Raw genomic sequence first — 19384 nt, forward strand, 5'->3', positions numbered from 1 at the left:
TACTCACCCAGTTCGAGCATGCAGGCCGTTACTGAGAAAACCTCAGTGCGGTCGAATTCGTGTTCATCGGGTTCCCTTGCCGAATTCGATGGTAATCCCCACACCGCGTCGAGCCGGCGCATATCGGAGAAACTCGACTTTTCCGACTCCGGTCGGTGAACCCGGATTTCCGGACCGGACAGGATTCGGACGGCGATGTCGAGAACGCACGACCGGCTCCGTCCCCGAATCGAATGCGACCACAATGGGTTGCACCAGCACCGAGGAGAACACGATGGCCAAGTACCTGCTGCTCAAGCACTACCGCGGCGCTCCGGCGGCGGTCAACGACGTGCCCATGGACCAGTGGACGCCCGAGGAGATCTCGGCGCACATGCAGTACATGCACGACTTCGCGGCCCGGCTCGAGGGGACCGGCGAATTCGTCGACGGTCAGGCGCTCGCCCCGGAGGGAGTGTTCGTGCGGTACGACGGCGAGGGCCGGCCGCCCGTCACCGACGGCCCGTTCGCCGAGACCAAGGATCTCATTGCCGGCTGGATGGTGATCGACGTCGACAGCTACGAACGCGCCGTCGAGCTGGCCGGAGAGTTGTCGGCCGCCCCCGGCGCGGGGGGAAAGCCGATCCACGAGTGGCTCGAGCTGCGCCCCTTCCTGACGGCGCCGCCCACCGTCACGGAGTGACCGTCCGGTGAACGAACTCGAGCTCCGCACCCTCGTGCCCAGCGTGCTCGGGATCCTCGTCCGTCGCGGAGCAGACTTCGCGGCGGCCGAGGACGCCGTGCAGGACGCGCTGGTCGAGGCGATCCGCGTCTGGCCGGCCGACCCACCGCGGGACCCGAAGGGCTGGCTGATCGCGGTGGCCTGGCGCCGGTTCCTCGATGCCGTCCGCACGGACGGTGCCCGCCGACGTCGCGAGCAGCTCGTCTACGCGGAGCGGGGCCGGCCGAGTGACCGAGGCGCCGAGCCGGCACCCGTCCCCGCGGTGGACGACACCCTTCAGCTCTACTTCCTGTGTGCCCACCCGTCGTTGACGCCGTCGTCCGCGGTCGCCCTCACGTTGCGCGCCGTCGGCGGGCTGACCACCCGCCAGATCGCCCGCGCGTACCTGGTGCCCGAGGCGACCATGGCGCAGCGCATCAGCCGGGCCAAGCGCACCGTCGCCGGGGTGCGGTTCGACCGGCCCGGCGACGTGGCCACCGTGCTGCGCGTGCTCTACCTCGTCTTCAACGAGGGCTACTCCGGCGATGTCGACCTAGCCGCCGAGGCCATCCGGCTCACCCGGCAGCTCGCCGGCGCGATCGACCATCCCGAGGTGGCGGGGCTGCTCGCTCTCATGCTGCTTCACCATGCCCGGCGTGCCGCCCGGACGGCACCCGACGGCAGCCTGGTGCCGCTCGCCGAGCAGGACCGCGCCCGATGGGACACCGAGTCGATCGCCGAGGGGGTCGAGATCCTGCAGGCGGCGCTCGCCCGCGACCGGCTGGGCGAATTCCAGGCGCAGGCCGCCATCGCGGCACTCCACGCCGATGCCCCGAGCGCCGAGGAGACCGACTGGGTGCAGATCGTCGAGTGGTACGACGAGCTCGTCCGGCTGACCGACAGCCCGGTCGTCCGGCTCAACCGGGCGGTGGCCGTCGGCGAGGCCGACGGGCCGCGCGCCGGCCTCGCCGCGCTCGCGGCGCTGGACGACTCGCTGCCCCGCCACGCCGCGGTGGCGGCGTACCTCCACGAGCGCGCCGGCGACCCAGTGACGGCGGCATGGCTGTACGCCGAGGCAGCCCGGAAGGCCCCGAATCTCGCCGAGCGTGACCACCTGACACGCCAGGCGGCCCGGCTCAACGACCGGCCGCGTCGCTGAACGGGCACTCGGCGGCGAGGCCGCTGCCGTACTCGGGTGAGCTGCGGGAGGTGGGCGATGCGGGCGTCGTGGTGGCGCGCGCTCACTCCTCGGGCAGGGGAGCCGACCACAGCACCCGGGTGCCACCGGTGCCGAGCGCGGTAGCGGTGAAGGTGCCTGCGGCTTCCTCCGCCCGGGAGGCCAGGTTGTGCAGTCCACTGCGCGCGACGGTGACCGGAAGACCGACGCCGTTGTCGGTGACGTCGAGGGTGAGATAGTCGTCGACCGACACGGTGACGGTGACGGTGTCCGCGCCGGAATGGTGCACCACGTTGCTCATCGCCTCCCGCAGCACCGCCTCCGCATGATCGGCGAGGGAACCGGTGACCACGTTGAGCGGACCGGACATGCGCACCACGGTGCGCAGGCCGACCTCGGCGGTCTGTTCGGCGACGATGTCGTGCAGCGCCTGGCGCAGCTGGCGGCCGCCCTCCGCTCCCCCGTGCAGGTCGAAGATCGCGGTGCGCACGTCGGTGATGATGTTCTGCACGTCGTCGATCATGTCCGCCAGGCGCCCCTGGATCTCCGGCGAACGGGTGCGGGCGTGCGTGCTCTGCAGGTTCAAACCGTGGGCGAACAATCGCTGGATGACATGATCGTGCAGGTCCCGCGCGATGCGGTCCCGGTCGGCGAGCACGGTCAGGGAATTGAGCCGCCGTTGGTCGTCGGCCAGCTTCAGCGCGAGCGCCGCCTGATCGGTGAACGACGTGGCGAGGAAGAGCTGCCGGTCGTCGAAGGGTTCCCGATCCGCGGTGCGAACGACCGACAGCACCCCCGACACGGTGTCGGCCGAGGCGCGCAGGGGCAGCAGCAGCGCCGGTCCGTGCCGATCGCCGTCGCCGTCGAACTCCGTGACCTGGAGCGGCTGCCCGCCCCGGTACACGGATCCGGTGGCGGTGCCCTCCACCCGGATCCGCTTGCCCTCGAACGCCGTGGGGTCCGAACCGGCGTACGCGGTGACGACCAGGGTCGAGACCTCCTCCGGCGGCACATCCGGATCCTCGGGTTGGGCGATCTGGACGTGGTCCGCCTCCGCCAGCACCAGTGCGCGCCGGGCGATGAGGTCGAGCACGTCCTGCGGGTCGGTATCGGCCAGCAGTTCCGCACGGATCTCGCTCGTGGCCTCCTGCCAGCGCTGCCGCAGCCGGGCCTCCTCGAACAGGCGCGCATTGTCCACCGCGATGCCCGCGGCGGCCGCGAGGGCCTGCACGATCACCTCGTCGTCCTCGGTGAACGACTGACCGTTCGCCTTCTCGGTGAGGTAGAGGTTGCCGAAGACCTCCCCGTGCACCCGGACCGGGACACCCAGAAAGGTCCGCATCGGCGGATGGTGATCCGGGAAGCCGGACGAGGCCACGTGCTGGGCGAGGTTGTCGAGGCGGATCGGCTTCGGTTGCTCGATCAGCAGCCCGAGCAGGCCGTGACCGGTGGGGAGGTCGCCGATCAGCGCGCGAGTGTCCTCGTCGATGCCCTCGTACACGAAGTTCTGCAGTCCGTCGCCACGGCGATTGAGCACGCCCAAGGCGCCGTAACGGCAGTCCACGAGCTCGATGGCCGCGTGCACGATGCGCGCCAGCGTCGCCTCCAGCTCGAGGCCGGACGCGACCGTGAGCACGGCCTCGAGCAGCCCGTCGATCTGATCGCGTGCGACGACCACCTGGTCGATGCGGTCCTGGACCTCCGCGAGCAGCTCCCTCAGCCGCAGCTGTGAGAGCGTGCCCGCGAGCAACGGTTCCTCGTCGGCAGCCATCGCTCACCCCTTCGGTGGATCACGGGCCCCGGGCGCCCCCGCCCGGCTGCTTCCGAAGGCCCGGTTTCTCCCATTGTGCAGAGGGTAATCCGTGGAATGCCGCCGCCGCGGTGACTTGCGCCCCGACGGTGACGACTTTCGGCCCTGCCGCTCGAGGTCACCGCGGGCCACTGTGGAGTCGGAGAATGTCTCGGTGGGAGGAGTAGGCCCAGGATGACCACGGGTCCGGACGCCCCGCTCGCGCCCGGTCGGTGCATGGCGCTGCTGCGCTCGGTGCCGACCGGCCGTCTAGTCTACACCGAGGGCGCACTGCCGGCGGTGCACCCGGTGACCTTTGCCGCGCCGAACGGCGAGATCATCGTTCCCACCGGGGACGACGGGTGGTTCGAGCGCTTCGACGGCAGGCTGCTCGCCTTCCACGCCGAACAGCTCGAAGCGCCGGTCCGGACAGGATGGAGCGTGGTCGCGATCGGCCGCGCCCGGCTCGTGCGGGGCACCGACGGCCTCCGCGGATTCGACGGCGCCCACGGTGTGCCGTGGGGCATCGGCACGGAGGATGCGCTCCTCGTCATCGACGTCGAGCACATCAGCGGGCGTCGTGCCACGCTGCCGTGGTGGCCCGGCGCGTGCAGCTGATCATTCTGCGACCGTCGACAACCCGGTCCGAGCCGATGTGAGCCGGCTCACCGTGCGGTACCGTGCTGTCCGGGGATTGGAGGCTGCCGCATGGTCAAGGTCTTTCTCGTCGACGACCACGAGGTCGTCCGCCGTGGCATCGCGGATCTGCTCACCACCGATCCCGACCTGACGATCGCGGGGGAGGCGTCGTCGTACGGCGAGGCGCTCGTGCGGGTTCCGGCCGCGGAACCCGACGTGGCCGTGCTCGACGTCCGGATCCCGGACGGCAACGGCATCGAGCTGTGCCGGGAACTGCTCTCGCAGATGCCGCAACTGCGCTGCCTGATGCTGACCTCGTTCACCGACGAGCAGGCGATGCTCGATGCGATCCTTGCCGGCGCGAGCGGGTACGCGCTCAAGGACATCCGCGGAACCGAGCTGATCCAGGCCGTGCGGGACGTGGGCGCCGGCAAGTCCCTGCTCGACAGCCGCGCCGCGACCACGCTGATGGCGAAGCTGCGCGCCGACACCAGCACCAGCGACGGCCCCTACGCGAACCTGACCGAGCAGGAGCGGAACCTGCTCGCGCTGCTCGGCGAGGGGCTGACCAACCGTCAGATCGCCGAGCGGATGTTCCTGGCCGAGAAGACGGTGAAGAACTACGTGTCGCGGCTGCTGGCCAAGCTCGGCGTGGAGCGCCGCACCCAAGCTGCGGTACTGGCGACGAAGATTCCGCCGAGACGCCCCGGGGGGCGCTGAGCCCTCCGGGGCGGGCGTGACGCGACGGCAGGACGAATCCATGGCGGAGGAGTGGTCCCGGTTCGAGCGGTTGAGTCCGCTCGACGTGGGCAACCTGCGCGTCGAGGACCATGGGGTGCCGATGCACGTGGCGGCGCTCGTCGTCGTGGACGGGACACCGCTGCGTGATGCGGTGGGGCGGCTCCGGCTGGCGGCGATCCGCGCACACGTCGAGCGCCGCACTCGTCGAGCACCGCGGCTGCGCCAGCGGTTGCACCGGCCGCCGCCGGGTGCCGGACCGCCGGTGTGGGTCGACGACTCGCGCTTCGACATCTCGTACCACGTGCGGACCCGTGCCCTGCCCGCCCCCGGCGACGAGGCGACCTGGTTGCGCACGTGCGCGGAACTGGACGAGCCCCGCCTCGACCGTTCGCGGCCACTGTGGGAGCTGTGGCTGCTCACCGATCGCGACGACGGGACGGTCGCGATGCTTCTGCGGCTGCACCACGTGGTCGCCGACGGCATCGCCGCCCTCGAACTGTTCGGCGCCCTCCTCGACACCGCCGCGGTCCCGCCCGACGAGGACACCCTTCCGGTGCCGGCCCCGGCACCTGTGCCCTCGGTGCGCGCGCTCGTCCGCGACAACCTGCGCCGCCGGAGCGCGGCCGCGCGGCGTCGGATCCGGGCGGTGCGGCCTGCGGCGGCGGCGCGACGGGGCGCGCTGCGGATGCGGCAGTTGCGCGAACTGGCGCGGCACGGCAAGGCCCCGCGGGTGCCGTTCGACGGTCCTGTGGGACCGCACCGCCGGCTGAGCCTGGTGCGCTGCGACCTCGCCGAGGTCCGTCGCGTCGCCCATGCGCACGGGGCGACGGTCAACGACGTCGTACTCGCCGCCGTCGCGGCCGGGCTGCGGCGGCTCCTCGAAGCGCGCGGCATGCACGACCCGGATCTGATCCTGACTGTGTCGGTCGCGGCGTCGTTGCGCACCACCGGCGACCGGAGCCCGGGAAACCGGGTCGGGATCCTGCTCGTGCCGCTGCCGGTGGGGCCCGGACCGGTGGCCGCGCGGCTCGTGGCCGTCGCTCGCGAGACCGCCCGGCTCCGGCGGGAGCCGCCGCTGCAGCCCGGGGGCCGGCTGCTCCAGCGTTGGACGGTGTGGGTCATGCGGCGTCAACGGCTGGTCAATCTGTTCGTCAGCAATCTGGTCGGCCCGCCTGTGCCGCTCTACTTCGCCGGGGCCCGCATCCTCGAGATGTTCCAGATCGGCGTGGTGCAGGGCAATGTCGGCCTCGGCGTCGGAGTGCTGTCCTACGCGGGCCGGCTGAATATCGATCTGGTTGCGGACGCGGTGCTCGTTCCCGATCTCGAGATCGTGGCAGCGGGATTCGCCGCTGCCGTCGACGAATTGTGTGCGGCGCCGTCTGCGCGCCTCGACCCGTGACGACCTGCGCGAATTGCGGCGCGACGTACTTTGTTGGCGCCGTCCGTATTGCTGGAATTTCGCGGTACGTCGTATCTGCCGGATTGTGTCTCGAATTGCAGACGTTCAAAGCCTCCGGTAACAATTGAGTCGGTGCACGACCCGCACCGCCGTGTACAGCATCAGAAATGGAGTTACCTAATGGACCTCGCTTTCCTCAGCGAATTCTTCGACGCCGTGTCGACCCTCTTCGACGCGCTCGACTTCTTCTCGGGCTCGGCTGAGGCCGCCGGCAGCTCCGACGCTGCGTAAGCTGGACTCGACGAGCGGGCGGCCTGCGGTTGGAAAACCGCAGGCCGCCCGCTCGTGTGAATTCCCGTGGCCCCTCGAGTAAATACTTCGATTCGGAAAAGCATGAATTCGGTAAAGGAACCGCTGTCCTCCGCACCGGTAGGTCCCGACGATTGCGTGCACTTCTCACCCGTCGTCACCCTCGGCCAGGGCCACCGGCCGCATGTACTCGGTAACGTACTCGCGCACCCACCAGGCGCCGGTCTCCCGGCGCTCACGCCGCGTGGTGTACCGGTAGTCGAAGTAGCGTGCCCGCACCCAGCGCGGCGGCTCGTCGGGAAACGGGTTACTGCGTAGCAACGCCGTCACGTGCCTGTCGTTGGTCAGCAGCTTCTCGAGCAGTCGCCCGAACCAGGAGCGTGCGTAGTCGGGGGACAGCGCGGCAAACCACATCAACCAGTCCAGCCGTAGGTGGTACGGCGCGTACTGGCGGGGCCGGCGCTGCACGTCGCCGGGTTTGCCCTTGAACTCGTATTCGCGCCACACGGTGCCGGGACCGATCTGCCGATCCGAGGTGCCCTCGACGATCACCTCGTGCCGGTGCCGGGTGATGCTGCCGAACGCGCCGTAGGTGTTGACGAAGTGCCATCGGTTGAACGAGGCGTTCATCGCCTGCCGGTGCGAGAGCATGTTCCGCACCGGCAGATAGCTCAGCACCGCGACCGTCCCGGTCAGCGCGAGGACCGCTGCCACGAACACCGTCGGTGTCGGCCCGTACCCCGTGCCCGGCTCGAGCGGCAGCAGACGCTCCCACCAGTCGTCCGGGATCACCGACAGCGCCAGCACGATCGTCAGCCAGTTCAGCCACGAGAAGTTCCCGCTGATGACCAGCCACAGCTGGGTGACGATCATGATCGACGCCGCGATCCCCGCGATCGGTTGCGGCGCGAACAGGAAGAACGGCACCACCAGCTGGGTGACGTGGTTCCCGGCCACCTCGACCCGGTGCAGCGGCTTGGGCAGGTGATGGAAGTACCAGCTCAGCGGGCCGGGCATCGGCTGAGTCTCGTGGTGGTAGTACAGGCACGTCAGATCCCGCCAGCACCGGTCGCCGCGCATCTTGATCAGGCCCGCCCCGAACTCGAGCCGGAACAGCAGCCAGCGGAGCAGGATCAGGACGAGCAGTGGCGGGGCGGTGTCCGCGTTGCCGAGGAAGATCGCCAGGAATCCGGCCTCGAGCAGCAACGATTCCCAGCCGAACGAGTACCAGACCTGACCGACGTTGACGATCGACAGGTACAGCAGCCACATCAGGAACCAGACGAGCATCGAGGCGATCAGCGGCAGCCGGTCCGTCACCCCGAGGGCCGTGGCGGCGGCCAGGACCGCGCCGAGACCGGCGACCGCCGCGAACAGACGGTCCGAGTAGCGCAGGTGGAACACGCTCGGGGCACGGCCGAACGACGTCGCGCTCAGGAAGCGGGGGATCGGCGTCAGGCCGGTGCTTCCGAGCAGCGCCCGGAACTGGTTGAGCGCCACGAGGAACGCGACGAGGTAGACCAGGGCGAGCGCACGCGTGCACAGCAACCGTCCCAGCGAGTACCCCTCGGCGTCGTACCATTCCACGGCAGCTCACCTCGTCCCGGCGCGGACCTCTCGAGCATGGCACGGACTCCGCATTCCGGGAACGGGATCGTCGCGGCGGCGATTCAGCGCAGCGCCGGTGGACTGTCCAGATCCCGCGCCGTGTAGGTGTCGCACGCCGCGATCTGCCCGGTGGTGTACCCGGCGAGGAACCACTTCTGCCGCTGTTCGGACGAGCCGTGCGTCCAGCCCTCGGGGTTGACCCGGCCGCCGGCGGAGGCCTGGATCCGATCGTCGCCGACGGCGGAGGCTGCCGACAGTGCGTCGCGGATGTCCTGGTCGGTGAGCGGCTGCAGGAACGGCTCCCCGGTGTTCGGATCCGGCTGCTTGTCGGCGTGGTACGCCCAGGCGCCGGCGTAGCAGTCGGCCTGCAACTCGGTCCGGACCGCGCCGGAGTCGGCGCCGCGCGGATCGGCCTGCGCGCGGCCGAGGTCCCCGAGCTGATTCTGCAGATGGTGGCCCACCTCGTGCGCGACGACGTATTCCTGCGCGAGCGGGCCCGCGTTGGCGCCGAACCGGGTGACCAGATCCTGGAAGAAGCTGGTGTCGAAGTACGCAGTTCGGTCGGCCGGGCAGTAGAACGGCCCGACGTCGCTCGTGGCGTTGCCGCAGCCCGTCGCGACCGCGCCGGAGAACAGCACGACGTCGGGCCGGACGTACTCGACGCCGGTCTGCGGCCCGAGCTGCTGTTCCCACACCGCGTCGAGGCTGCCGACGGTGAACTGGACGCGGCAGTCGACGCTCGCGTTGGCGTCCGCACCCGTCTCGCAGCCCTCGAGGGTGCCCGAGCCGTACTGTCCGGCCTGCTCCGGGGCGCCGCTGCCGAGCAGGGAGCCGGGATCACCCCCGAACAGCAGTGCCAGGATCAGCACCACCAGGCCGCCGGCCCCACCACCGATCGCGATGCGCCCGCCGGGGCTGCCTCCGCCGCCGAGCCGGATCCGGCCGCCCTCCATCCGCGCGCCCTCGTTGAACGTCATCGCCGCCTTCGCTTTCTCGTCGCAGGGTGACCGACCGGTTCAGCTTGGCACGGCCGATCGGGTACGGGTGTCCTCGGCGGATACGTGCCTTTCGTAGGATTGCAGCGACGACGTCCCTCGCCAATGTTGTTTCGAAAGGAATTCCGTGCTGCGCACCCATCTCGCCGGCTCGTTGCGAGCCGAGCACGCCGAGCAGACCGTCACCCTCACCGGCTGGGTGGCCCGGCGCCGCGACCACGGCGGGGTGATCTTCATCGACCTGCGCGACGCGTCGGGCGTGTCGCAGGTCGTCTTCCGCGAGGGCGACGTCCTCGAGCAGGCCCACCGTCTGCGCGCCGAGTACTGCATCAAGGTCGTCGGAGCCGTCGAGGTCCGCCCGGAGGGCAACCAGAACTTCGACATCCCCACCGGTGCCGTCGAGGTGAACGCGACGCAGCTCGAGGTGCTCAACGAGGCCGCACCGCTGCCGTTCCAGCTCGACGACCAGGTCGGTGAGGAAGCCCGCCTCAAGTACCGCTACCTGGACCTGCGGCGCGAGGGCCCGGGCAAGGCTATCCGGCTGCGCAGCAAGGTCAACGCCGCCGCGCGCGCCGTGCTGGCCCACCACAGCTTCGTGGAGGTCGAGACTCCGACGCTGACGCGCTCCACCCCGGAGGGCGCACGCGACTTCGTGGTGCCGGCACGGCTGCAGCCCGGCAGCTTCTACGCGCTGCCGCAGTCGCCGCAGCTGTTCAAGCAGCTGCTCATGGCCGGCGGCATCGAGCGCTACTACCAGATCGCCCGCTGCTACCGGGACGAGGACTTCCGCGCCGACCGCCAGCCGGAGTTCACCCAGCTCGACATCGAGATGGCCTTCGTGGGCCAGGACGATGTGATCCTCCTCGCCGAGGAGATCCTGCACGCGCTGTGGCGTCTGATCGGCCACGAGCTGACCACACCGATCCCGCGGATGACCTACGCCGAGGCGATGCGCCGCTTCGGCTCGGACAAGCCCGACCTGCGTTTCGGCCTCGAGTTGGTCGAGTGCAAGGAGTTCTTCAAGGACACCACCTTCCGGGTGTTCCAGGCCGAGTACGTCGGTGCGGTCGTCATGCCCGGCGGTGCGAGCCAGCCGCGGCGCCAGCTCGACGCCTGGCAGGAGTGGGCCAAGCAGCGGGGTGCGAAGGGCCTGGCGTACGTGCTGGTCGGCGAGGACGGCGAACTGTCCGGACCGGTCGCGAAGAACCTCACCGACACCGAACGGGACGGTCTGGCTGCGCATGTCGGTGCCCAGCCGGGGGACTGCATCTTCTTCGCCGCCGGCCCCACCAAGCCCATGCGTGCGCTGCTCGGTGCCGCGCGCGGCGAGATCGCCCGCAAGCTCGATCTCATCGATCCCGACGACTGGAAGTTCGTGTGGGTCGTCGACGCCCCGCTGTTCGAGCCCGCCGCCGACGCCACCGCGTCCGGCGACGTGGCGCTCGGCACCTCCGCGTGGACTGCGGTGCACCACGCCTTCACCTCGCCGATGCCCGAGCACCTCGACACGTTCGACAGCGACCCCGGTTCGGCACTCGCCTACGCGTACGACATCGTGTGCAACGGCCACGAGATCGGCGGCGGCTCGATCCGTATCCACCGCATGGACATCCAGCAGCGCGTGTTCAAGGTGATGGGGATCTCCGAGGAGGACGCGAACGAGAAGTTCGGCTTCCTGCTCGAGGCGTTCAAGTACGGCGCGCCGCCGCACGGCGGCATCGCCTTCGGCTGGGACCGCATCACCGCCCTGCTCGCCGGTGCGGACTCGATCCGCGAAGTCATCGCGTTCCCGAAGTCCGGCGGTGGCGTCGATCCGCTGACCGACGCCCCGGCGCCCATCACTGCCGAACAGCGCAAGGACTCGGGCATCGACTTCAAGCCGGAGCCGAAGCCGGCCGGGAAGTAAGAGGACGGGACAGCAGTCCCCGGTGGCGCCGACCGGGGATCCCCAGGTGGCGCCACCGGGGCGCCGGCCGTCACCGAACCCGGTGCACCGGGTCACGCGACCGGCATCCGTTCGTGCTGCCCACGCACGTTTCGGTCAAGATGCGGTTCGTGCACGAACTGATCGTCGCCCGAACCGGGTAGATTGTCAGGCGATGACTGCAACTTTGGCGGAGCCCATGTCGGAAGTGGTGGAGGCGGCGGAAAAGCTGCTGACCCGGCGTACCGGCGCACCCGTGACCTTGGCCGATCCGGTGGATCTCGGCGGCAGCGGCCGCTCGGTGGTCCTGCGCGTGCGGGTCGCGGCGAACCCGTTCTCCCTGCCGCGCACCCTGGTGCTCAAGCAGGTGCCGCCGCGCACGAACCGGCGGGTGGGATTCCGCGGTGCCGCCACCGACGACGAGGTCGCGTTCCTCCGGGAGGCGGTGTCCTACCAGTTCGCCACCGCCCTGGCCAAGGACGACCGGCCCGGCGCCGAACTGCTGGCGTACGACTTCGAATCCCGCCTGCTCGTGCTCAGCGATCTCGGCGACGCCACTCCGATCGCCACGCTGCTGCGCAGCGACGACACCGACACGGTCACCAACACCCTCATGGCGTTCGCCCAGGCCCTCGGCCGGATGCATGCCGCGACCGTCGGGCGCGAAGAGGACTTCGCCGCGCTGCTGCGCCGCGCCGAGGTGGCGCATTTCGCCGATGCGGTCGTCGAGCAGGCCACCGCCGCGCTGCGTGGGGTGCCCGACCGCTTCGCCGTCGAGTTCGGGCTCGAGGTGCCGCAGAGCGTGATCGACCGCGCCGAGCGGTCCGCGAAGCTGTTCACCGCCGGCCGGTTCCGGGCGTTCAGTCCTTCGGACCTGTGCCCGGACAACATCGTCGTCGGAGACGAGGGCGTGCAGTTCCTCGACTACGAATGGGGCGGCTTCCGCGACGCCACCCTCGACATCGCCTATGCCCTCACCTCCTTCCCGGCCTGCCTGTGCAAGGCACCGCTCACCCTCGAGCGGGCCCGCGCGATGGCCGACGCGTGGCGTGCCGAGGTGGTGGGCATGTGGCCCTCGCTCGGCTTCGACGAGGTGCTCGCCGAGCGGTTGCTCGACGCACAACTCGCGTGGGTGTGGTTGAGCACCTACCTGTTCGTTCCCGAGGACCCTGCCCGTGTCGCTGCGGTGCGGGACCACCATCTGTCCGTGCCGTGGCCGGACGCGCTGCGCAGCCGCTGGTCGCTGCTCGCCGACTTCGCCGGCGACACCGGACACGACGACGTCGCCGGGCATGCCCGGGACGTCCTCGACCGCCTCGAGCGGCGCGTCGGCGACTGACCGGGCCGCGCGCGGAGCGTCACGGCCCGGCGTGGTGCGTCACGGCGCGGTGCGCGCGCAGATCGCCTCGACGAACCGGCCCACCTCCGACTCCGGCAGATGTGTGGCCAGGTCGGCCTCGCTGATCATCCCGACCAGTCGATGCTCCTCGACCACCGGCAGCCTGCGGATCCGGTGTTCCTCCATCACCGTCAGGACCCGGCCGACGTCCGCGTCCGCGTCGACCACGTAGGGCTTGCCGTGGGCGAGCGCACCGGCCGTCATCGAACGCGGGTCGCCGCCCGCAGCCACGCACTCGAGCACGATGTCGCGGTCGGTGATGATGCCGTGGAGCCGATTGTCGTCGCCGCAGATCGGCAACGCGCCGATGTCCAGTTCCCGCATCCGCCGGGCCGCGGTCTCGAGGGTGTCGTGTTCACCGATGCAGACCGCGTCACCGTGCATGATGTCGCGTGCAGTGGTCATCACTGCCTCCTCCGTTGAAAACGGTTACTGCCCTTCCATTGTCACGCGCGGCGGCGGACGGTGGAAGGGGAGTCGACGTCGAATTCACCCGGCGAAGGCGTGCGCCGCCGCGCGGCCGTCCCAGCCGCCCGGCGGTTCGGCCAACCCGAACAGTGCCGCGACCGTGGGGGCGACGTCCAGGGTGCGCAGGGGGTCGGAGACCGTCGAGCCCCGGCGGAGGCTCGCGTGCCCGCCGGCGACGAAGAACGGGATGTCGACGGTCGCGGCGTGCCCGTGATTGCCCGGAATCGGATTCGACAGCGGGCTCGGATCGGAGAACCGCCACCCCGCGTCGCACAACGCCACCAGATCGCCTGCGGCCGCACCGAGACCCAGATCCGCTCCCGCGTACAACCCGGCCACGCCCGGGACGACGGCAGCCACCTCCCGCATCCGCGCCACCGCCTCCAGCCGGGCCGCCGGATCGCCGACCCAGTACAGCAGGTTCGCGCCACCGTTCTGTGCGGTGCGCACCGAGCCGGCGAGCAACGGGTCGGCGCCGAGCACGTCGACGAGGCCGATCAACTGGTCCGGCGCCGACCAGTCCATCCCGTGGTCGGCCAGCACCATCAGCACCGAGCGTTCCCACCGCCCCGTCGCGCGCAGGAACTCGACGAACCGCGCCACCTGCTCGTCCGTCGAGCGCAGTGCCGCCGTCCGGGCGAGCCGCAGCGACGCGCCGAGCACGTCCAGGTGCCCGACGCGGTCCACGTCGCCGAGGTTGGTGAACGTCAACCGCGGTGACCGCTCGTCCACCACGGAGATCAGCGCGTCGATCGTGAACCGGTCCGGGGCGTGCTCGGTGACCGGGAGCAGCGGCACCGGATCCCACGCCACCGACGCGCGACCACCGAACAATCCGTGCAGGTACCGCTTGGACAGCACGCTCGCCGTCGTCAACCCCAGTTCGCGGGGCAGGCGGTCGAGCACCGTGGCCGCGCGCAGGTCGGCCGGCCGATCCAGGTCCCGGGTACGTCCGAGCATCGGGTCGAAGACCGAATTCGCGGGCACCCCGTTCCGGTGCGGCAGCACACCGGTCATCATCGCCGCATGGTTGGGGAGCGTCTCGGCGACCGGAATCGCCCGGGCCGCGCTGTACCGGGTGCCGGCGTCGGCGAGCGCCACGAGATGCGGCGTGAGACCCGGCACGAGTTCGTCCGGGCGCATCCCGTCCACGACGAGGACGTGCACGTCCGCGTCCGGGAGCAGCGCCGGCGCCGCCGCCCGTGCGGGAGCAGTACCGGTCAGGGCCACCCCGGCCAGCACGGCCGTGCCCGCGAGCATCGTGCGCCGGTCGATCGCCCCGGCGGACCGCGTCACGGCCGGTCCGCCCGGCGGTGCGCACCCGGATCGAGCGGGCCGGCCGGTCCGAGCCGCGGCGTGCCGGCCGCGACCCGTCGGCTCGTGCCGTACCGGACCCCGGTCTCCGGGTCGGTCGGATCGAGGACGTAGAACCAGTCCATCTGCACCGCGTCGGCCGTCACGTCCAGGATTCCGAAACCGTGCGAATCCAGCTCCACGTACCCGATGTGGCGATTCGTCGCCTGTATCGCCGCCTCGATCGACGGCGAGACGGTGCGCCGCGAGACGCCGAGCAACTCGTCGATGTTCGCCGAGGTCACCGAGGGCACCACGAGCTCCGTGGCCACGGTGCCTGCGCCCGGATAGTTCGCGGCGTCGACAGGGATGTCGGCGGCCCACGACGAGTGGATGTCGCCGGTGAGGAACACCACGTCCCGGCCGGACGCACGAATCGCGTCGAGCAGCCGTCGCCGGTCCGCGGGGTAGCCGTCCCACTGGTCGACGTTGAACGGCGCGCCCGCAGCAGGGATCCCCGCGACGGCGGTCAGCGCCGCCGTGGTCCGCTGGTCCAGCGGCGGCAGCAGCACGGGCGCGATCATCACCGGATTCCCGACGAGCTGCCATCGCGTGCCCGAACTGCTGACGCCCGCAGTCAGCCACGCCATCTGCTCGGCGCCGGTGATGGTGCGTTCCGGGTCGTCGATACGGCGCCCGTTCACCTGCTCGGATCGGTAGCTGCGCAGATCCAGCATCGACAACTCGGCCAGGTTCCCGAACTGCAACCGCCGGTACAACCGGGGCGCGTCGGCGGTGCCGCCCGGCCGGACGGGCTGCCACTCGAGGTACGCCTGCAGGGCCGCGGCCCGCCGGTCCGTCCAGAGCCCCTCGACGGCAGGATCGTGGTTCTCCGCGCCGCCGGACCAGGCGTCGTTGGCGCTCTCGTGGTCGTCCCACACCACGATCCACGGCACCAGCGCGTGCAACTGCTGCGAGTCGGGGTCGCTCTTGTACTGGCCGTGCCGGATCCGGTAGTCGGCCAGGGTGACGATCTCGTGCCGGGGGTCGTGCGGGCGCACCACCCGGCGGCCGCCGGCGGCGTACTCGCCCGTGCCGTACTCGTACAGGTAATCGCCGAGGTGCACGACGGCATCGAGGTCCGGGCGCGCCGCCAGGTGCCGGTAGACGCCGAAGAACCCGGCCTCCCAGTTCGAGCACGACACCACCGCGAACCGCAGACGGTCCGTATCGGTGTCCGGCCCCGGCGCGGTGCGGGTACGGCCGACGGGGGAGGACACGTCGCCGGCGGTGAAACGGTAGAAGTAGGCGGTGTCCGGTTCGAGGCCCGTCGCGTCGACCTTGACGGTGTGGTCGGACGCCGGGGACGTGGTCACGGACCCCGAGGCCACCACGTCGCGGAAATCGCCGTCGGTGGCGACTTCCCAGCGGACCGCCGTCGCCGCGCCGAGGCCGGAACCCGGCACGGCGTCCGGGGCGGGCGTGACGCGGGTCCACAGGATCACCCGGTCGGGCAGCGGGTCGCCGGAGGCGACGGCGTGCGCGAACACGGCGTTCTGCGCCGAGGCGGGGGAGGCGGAGACGGCCGCCAGAGCCGCGGCACCGAGGACGGCGCCGCCCGCGCGCAGCGCGGTCCGTCGCGACACGACGCGAGATTGGGTCGGGGACACCGGATGATCAGACCAGCGTGCCCCGCGATGAGCAAGTACCACGGCCGAACGCCCCGATCGTTCACGATCGGTTCACGCCCCGTCGGCCCGGACCGCCGTCGGGACGGGACGGTAGCTTCGTGGGGTGAGCACCTTCTTCGGAGCGGAGGAACCCACCGGGCCGGACACCTTGTTCGAGGCTCCCCGCCCGACCGGACCCGAACCCGACCCCGCGCAACCGGCGGCGCGTCCGCCCCGCGGCGGCGGACCGAACGCACCGCTCGCCGCCCGTATGCGCCCGGCCGACCTGAGCGAAGTCGTCGGCCAGCAGCACCTGCTCGCCCCCGGCGCGCCGCTGCGCCGCCTCGTCGAGGGCTCCGGCGCCGCGTCTGTCGTGCTCTACGGCCCGCCCGGCACGGGAAAGACCACCCTGGCCTCCCTCATCTCCGGCGCCACCGGTCGACGCTTCGAGGCGCTGTCCGCGCTGTCCGCCGGCGTCAAGGACGTGCGCGCCGTGATCGAACTGGCCCGCCGCCGTCTCAGCGCCGGCGAGCAGACCGTGCTCTTCATCGACGAGGTGCACCGGTTCTCCAAGACCCAGCAGGACGCGCTGCTCGCCGCGGTGGAGAACCGGATCGTGCTGCTCGTGGCCGCCACCACCGAGAATCCGTCGTTCTCCGTCGTCGCCCCGCTGCTGTCCCGTTCCCTGGTGCTGCAGCTGCAGCCGCTGGGTCCCGACGACATCCGGGCCCTGCTCGAGCGGGCCCGGACCGACGAACGCGGCCTCGACGGAAGCGTGCAGATCACCGACGAGGCGCTCGAGCACCTGGTGCGCCTCGCCGGCGGCGACGCACGGCGTGCGCTCACCGCCCTCGAGGCGGCCGCCGAGACCGCCCTCGACCGCGGCGGGACGGGCGCGACGATCGACCTGCCGACCGTCGAGGCGAGCATCGACAAGGCCGCGGTGCGCTACGACCGCGACGGCGACCAGCACTACGACGTCGCGAGCGCGTTCATCAAGTCGCTGCGCGGCTCCGATGTCGACGCCGCGCTGCACTACCTCGCGCGGATGATCGTCGCGGGGGAGGACCCGCGGTTCATCGCGCGCCGGCTGATGATCCAGGCCAGCGAGGAGGTCGGCATGGCCGATCCGACCGCGCTGCAGGCGGCGACGGCGGCTGCGCAGGTCGTGCAGCTCGTCGGCATGCCCGAGGCCCAGCTCGCCCTGGCGCAGGCCACCATTCACATCGCCACCGCACCCAAGTCGGGTGCGGTCACCGCCGCGCTCGGCGCCGCGATCGCCGACGTCGAGGCCGGCCGGTCCGGGTCGGTGCCGGCGCATCTGCGCGACGGCCACTACGCCGGCGCCCAGAAGCTCGGCAACGCCGTCGGCTACCGCTACCCGCACGACCACCCCGACGGCGTGCTGGCGCAGCAGTACGCGCCGGACGAACTCGTCGGCGTCGACTACTACACCCCGACCGGCCACGGAGCCGAGCGGGAGCTGGCACAGCGGGTGCCGAAACTGCGACGGATCGTGCGCGGCACGCGTTAGCGTGGTCCGGCACCGACGCGAGGAGGCCACCATCGACACGGCGCACGCGGAGTGGGATCCGCGCTCCGAGGCGGTGCAGGCGGATCAGGTCGTCGGGTACGACGCGATGCGGGCCCGCGGGCCGATCGCGTACGACGGTGACCGCAGCTGGACCGTTTTCGGGCACGCCGAGGCCGTGCGGATCCTGGACGACCCCGCGACGTTCTCCAATGCCGTGTCGCGGCACCTGCAGATCCCCAACGGACTCGACGGGGAACGACACCGCGCGTACCGCGCCGTCGTCGACCGCTATTTCACCGTCGAGCGGCTCGCCGCGTTCGAACCGGCCTGCCGCGCCGTCGCCGCCGAACTGGTCGCCGCCCTGCCCCGCGGACGCGCGGTCGAGGTGATGTCCGCGCTGGCCGAGCCGTTCGCCGACAACATCACGTGCGCGTTCATGGGCTGGCCCGATGCGCTGCGGGCGCCGCTGCGGGCGTGGGCGGAGAAGAACCGCCGCGCCACCCGCGCCGGGGACCGGGCGGCGCTGTCGGCGGTCGCCGTCGAGTTCGACGGCCACATCCGCGCCCAGCTCGACGCCCGTCGCGGCGAGCCCGTCACCGATCCCACGGGCGAACTGCTGCACGAGACCGCGGACGGCCGGCCGCTGCGCGACGAGGAGATCGTCTCGATCGTGCGCAACTGGACCGTCGGCGAGCTGTCGACGATCGCCGCGAGCGTCGGCGTGGTCGCCGGCTTCCTGGCGAACCACCCCGAGGTGCAGGATCGGCTGCGGACGGACCCGTCGCTGCTCGTTGCCGCAAGCGACGAGATCCTGCGGATCGACCCGCCGTTCGTCGCCAGCCGCCGCCGGGTGACCGCCGAGCACCGGGTCGCCGGTTGCCTGCTGCCTGTCGATGCGCGGGTGCAGGTGCTGTGGGCGTCGGTGAACCGGGACGAGGCCGTCTTCGGTGACCCCGACGAGTTCCGCCTCGACCGCGACCCCGCCGACAACCTGGTCTACGGCCGGGGCGTGCACTACTGCCCGGGTGCCCCGCTGGCCCGGCTCGAGCTGCGGGTGCTGTTCGAGGAGCTGCTCGGCGGCACCGCGCGGATCACGCCGGCCGACGGGCGCGCCGCCGTGCCCGCCCGCTATCCGAACGGCGGATTCGCGGAGCTGCCGCTGCAGTTCGACTGAGCGCGTATCGCCGGGTGTCAGCCGGTTCGGCGTCGCGGGGCGGGACGGATGTCGTCGACGAATCGCCCGGCCCTGCCGCGAAGCGACCGCCGAGCAACCGCGACGCGGCGCGCGTGCAACTCGGCGAGCGCCTGCTGCCCCTTGTCGCGGTATTCCCGGTATGCCCTGGTCTCGCCGTATACCCGCTGTTCGAGTGGCGGACGGCCCCCCTTGGTGAGGATCACCCGCGCGTTGTCGGCGACGTGGCGTAGCTGCCGGCACGGCGGGCAGTCGGCGCCGCTCGGCGGCCGGATCCGGGCCCGGCAGTTGTCGCACCGGTTCGGCATCAACCGGCGCAGCCAGCGCCGGATGGGGGCAGGATCGGAGTGCTCGTCGTCGGGTGTGGGGGCGGGGGGCACACGGGCTCCTGTTCCGAGGGCGTGCGGCCGAACAGATAGGTCGGGCCGCCGGTCGACAGAGCCGAACGATACTTCGCTCACGCCCGGCGGATGCTCACGGCGGTCGCTGCCGTCGGCGCGATAGGCTGAACGATGGCCGATTCGCCGTGCCCGGACGGGCACGGTAG

16 protein-coding genes are annotated in these 19384 nt (G+C 71.3%); 9 read left to right on the forward strand and 7 right to left on the reverse strand.

Annotated elements, in window-relative coordinates:
- Positions 1-274: 274 nt before the first annotated feature.
- Together QYS60_RS11160 and QYS60_RS11165 are read left to right on the forward strand one after the other, a co-directional pair.
- The gene (locus tag QYS60_RS11160; RefSeq protein ID WP_289379512.1) at positions 275-682 is read left to right on the forward strand and encodes a YciI family protein; all 408 of its coding nucleotides are present in this window, start codon (positions 275-277) and stop codon (positions 680-682) included.
- A gap of 7 nt (positions 683-689) precedes the next feature.
- Entirely contained in the window at positions 690-1859 is a 1170-nt protein-coding gene (locus QYS60_RS11165; RefSeq protein WP_289379513.1) for an RNA polymerase sigma factor, read from the forward strand.
- Between the two features lie 82 nt (positions 1860-1941).
- Here the strand turns inward: QYS60_RS11165 and QYS60_RS11170 are convergent, their stop codons facing one another.
- Entirely contained in the window at positions 1942-3648 is a 1707-nt protein-coding gene (locus tag QYS60_RS11170; protein ID WP_289379514.1) for a GAF domain-containing sensor histidine kinase, read from the reverse strand.
- A gap of 213 nt (positions 3649-3861) precedes the next feature.
- Here QYS60_RS11170 and QYS60_RS11175 point away from each other — a divergent pair, with 213 nt between their 5' ends.
- The 3 genes from QYS60_RS11175 (at position 3862) to QYS60_RS11185 (ending at position 6445) form a co-directional block, all read left to right on the forward strand.
- Positions 3862-4284 carry a pyridoxamine 5'-phosphate oxidase family protein gene (locus QYS60_RS11175; RefSeq protein WP_289379515.1) on the forward strand — a complete coding sequence of 141 codons (423 nt, stop codon included), beginning with the start codon at positions 3862-3864 and terminating at the stop codon, positions 4282-4284.
- Positions 4285-4374: 90 nt separating this feature from the next.
- A complete protein-coding gene (locus QYS60_RS11180; RefSeq protein WP_289379516.1) occupies positions 4375-5025 on the forward strand; it encodes a response regulator transcription factor in 651 nt (216 codons plus the stop codon).
- A 16-nt stretch (positions 5026-5041) separates the two neighbouring features.
- Positions 5042-6445, forward strand: a complete 1404-nt coding sequence (locus tag QYS60_RS11185) for a wax ester/triacylglycerol synthase family O-acyltransferase (RefSeq protein ID WP_371383176.1) — start codon at positions 5042-5044, stop codon at positions 6443-6445.
- 456 nt (positions 6446-6901) lie between these two features.
- Here QYS60_RS11185 and QYS60_RS11190 read toward each other — a convergent pair whose 3' ends face one another.
- Complete coding sequence (locus tag QYS60_RS11190) at positions 6902-8341, reverse strand: lipase maturation factor family protein (RefSeq protein ID WP_371383178.1); 1440 nt, start codon at positions 8339-8341, stop codon at positions 6902-6904.
- Between the two features lie 83 nt (positions 8342-8424).
- Positions 8425-9339 (reverse strand): neutral zinc metallopeptidase, encoded by a 915-nt coding sequence (locus QYS60_RS11195; RefSeq protein ID WP_371383180.1) that lies wholly within the window; start codon positions 9337-9339, stop codon positions 8425-8427.
- A gap of 145 nt (positions 9340-9484) precedes the next feature.
- Here QYS60_RS11195 and aspS point away from each other — a divergent pair, with 145 nt between their 5' ends.
- On the forward strand, positions 9485-11263 hold the full coding sequence (gene aspS, locus QYS60_RS11200) for an aspartate--tRNA ligase (protein ID WP_054372814.1): 1779 nt from the start codon (positions 9485-9487) through the stop codon (positions 11261-11263).
- Between the two features lie 217 nt (positions 11264-11480).
- Positions 11481-12620, forward strand: a complete 1140-nt coding sequence (locus QYS60_RS11205; protein WP_289382110.1) for a kinase — start codon at positions 11481-11483, stop codon at positions 12618-12620.
- 39 nt (positions 12621-12659) lie between these two features.
- Here QYS60_RS11205 and QYS60_RS11210 read toward each other — a convergent pair whose 3' ends face one another.
- The 3 genes from QYS60_RS11210 to QYS60_RS11220 form a co-directional block, all read right to left on the reverse strand.
- On the reverse strand, positions 12660-13085 hold the full coding sequence (locus QYS60_RS11210; protein WP_289382103.1) for a CBS domain-containing protein: 426 nt from the start codon (positions 13083-13085) through the stop codon (positions 12660-12662).
- Positions 13086-13169: 84 nt separating this feature from the next.
- Positions 13170-14444, reverse strand: a complete 1275-nt coding sequence (locus QYS60_RS11215; protein ID WP_289382106.1) for an alkaline phosphatase family protein — start codon at positions 14442-14444, stop codon at positions 13170-13172.
- Positions 14441-16087 (reverse strand): alkaline phosphatase, encoded by a 1647-nt coding sequence (locus QYS60_RS11220; protein ID WP_371383182.1) that lies wholly within the window; start codon positions 16085-16087, stop codon positions 14441-14443. The genes QYS60_RS11215 and QYS60_RS11220 overlap by 4 nt, the downstream gene beginning before the upstream one ends.
- Before the next feature lie 148 nt (positions 16088-16235).
- Between QYS60_RS11220 and QYS60_RS11225 the strand changes: the two genes are divergently transcribed.
- Together QYS60_RS11225 and QYS60_RS11230 are read left to right on the forward strand one after the other, a co-directional pair.
- Positions 16236-17645 (forward strand): replication-associated recombination protein A, encoded by a 1410-nt coding sequence (locus QYS60_RS11225; RefSeq protein WP_371383184.1) that lies wholly within the window; start codon positions 16236-16238, stop codon positions 17643-17645.
- A gap of 1 nt (position 17646) precedes the next feature.
- Positions 17647-18819, forward strand: a complete 1173-nt coding sequence (locus tag QYS60_RS11230; protein WP_371383185.1) for a cytochrome P450 — start codon at positions 17647-17649, stop codon at positions 18817-18819.
- A gap of 17 nt (positions 18820-18836) precedes the next feature.
- Here QYS60_RS11230 and QYS60_RS11235 read toward each other — a convergent pair whose 3' ends face one another.
- A complete protein-coding gene (locus tag QYS60_RS11235; RefSeq protein WP_371383187.1) occupies positions 18837-19217 on the reverse strand; it encodes a hypothetical protein in 381 nt (126 codons plus the stop codon).
- Positions 19218-19384: the final 167 nt, after the last annotated feature.

Origin of the sequence: Rhodococcus sp. GXMU-t2271 (assembly GCF_041414735.1) — a bacterium.
Lineage (GTDB): Bacteria > Actinomycetota > Actinomycetes > Mycobacteriales > Mycobacteriaceae > Rhodococcus > Rhodococcus indonesiensis.

Coding starts and splice junctions, on each gene's coding strand:
- QYS60_RS11210 (WP_289382103.1), bottom strand. CDS start 13,085: ATGACCACTGCACGCGACATCATGCACGGTGACGCGGTCTGCATCGGT.
- QYS60_RS11160 (WP_289379512.1), top strand. CDS start 275: ATGGCCAAGTACCTGCTGCTCAAGCACTACCGCGGCGCTCCGGCGGCG.
- QYS60_RS11180 (WP_289379516.1), top strand. CDS start 4,375: ATGGTCAAGGTCTTTCTCGTCGACGACCACGAGGTCGTCCGCCGTGGC.
- QYS60_RS11170 (WP_289379514.1), bottom strand. CDS start 3,648: ATGGCTGCCGACGAGGAACCGTTGCTCGCGGGCACGCTCTCACAGCTG.
- QYS60_RS11175 (WP_289379515.1), top strand. CDS start 3,862: ATGACCACGGGTCCGGACGCCCCGCTCGCGCCCGGTCGGTGCATGGCG.
- QYS60_RS11195 (WP_371383180.1), bottom strand. CDS start 9,339: ATGACGTTCAACGAGGGCGCGCGGATGGAGGGCGGCCGGATCCGGCTC.
- QYS60_RS11205 (WP_289382110.1), top strand. CDS start 11,481: ATGTCGGAAGTGGTGGAGGCGGCGGAAAAGCTGCTGACCCGGCGTACC.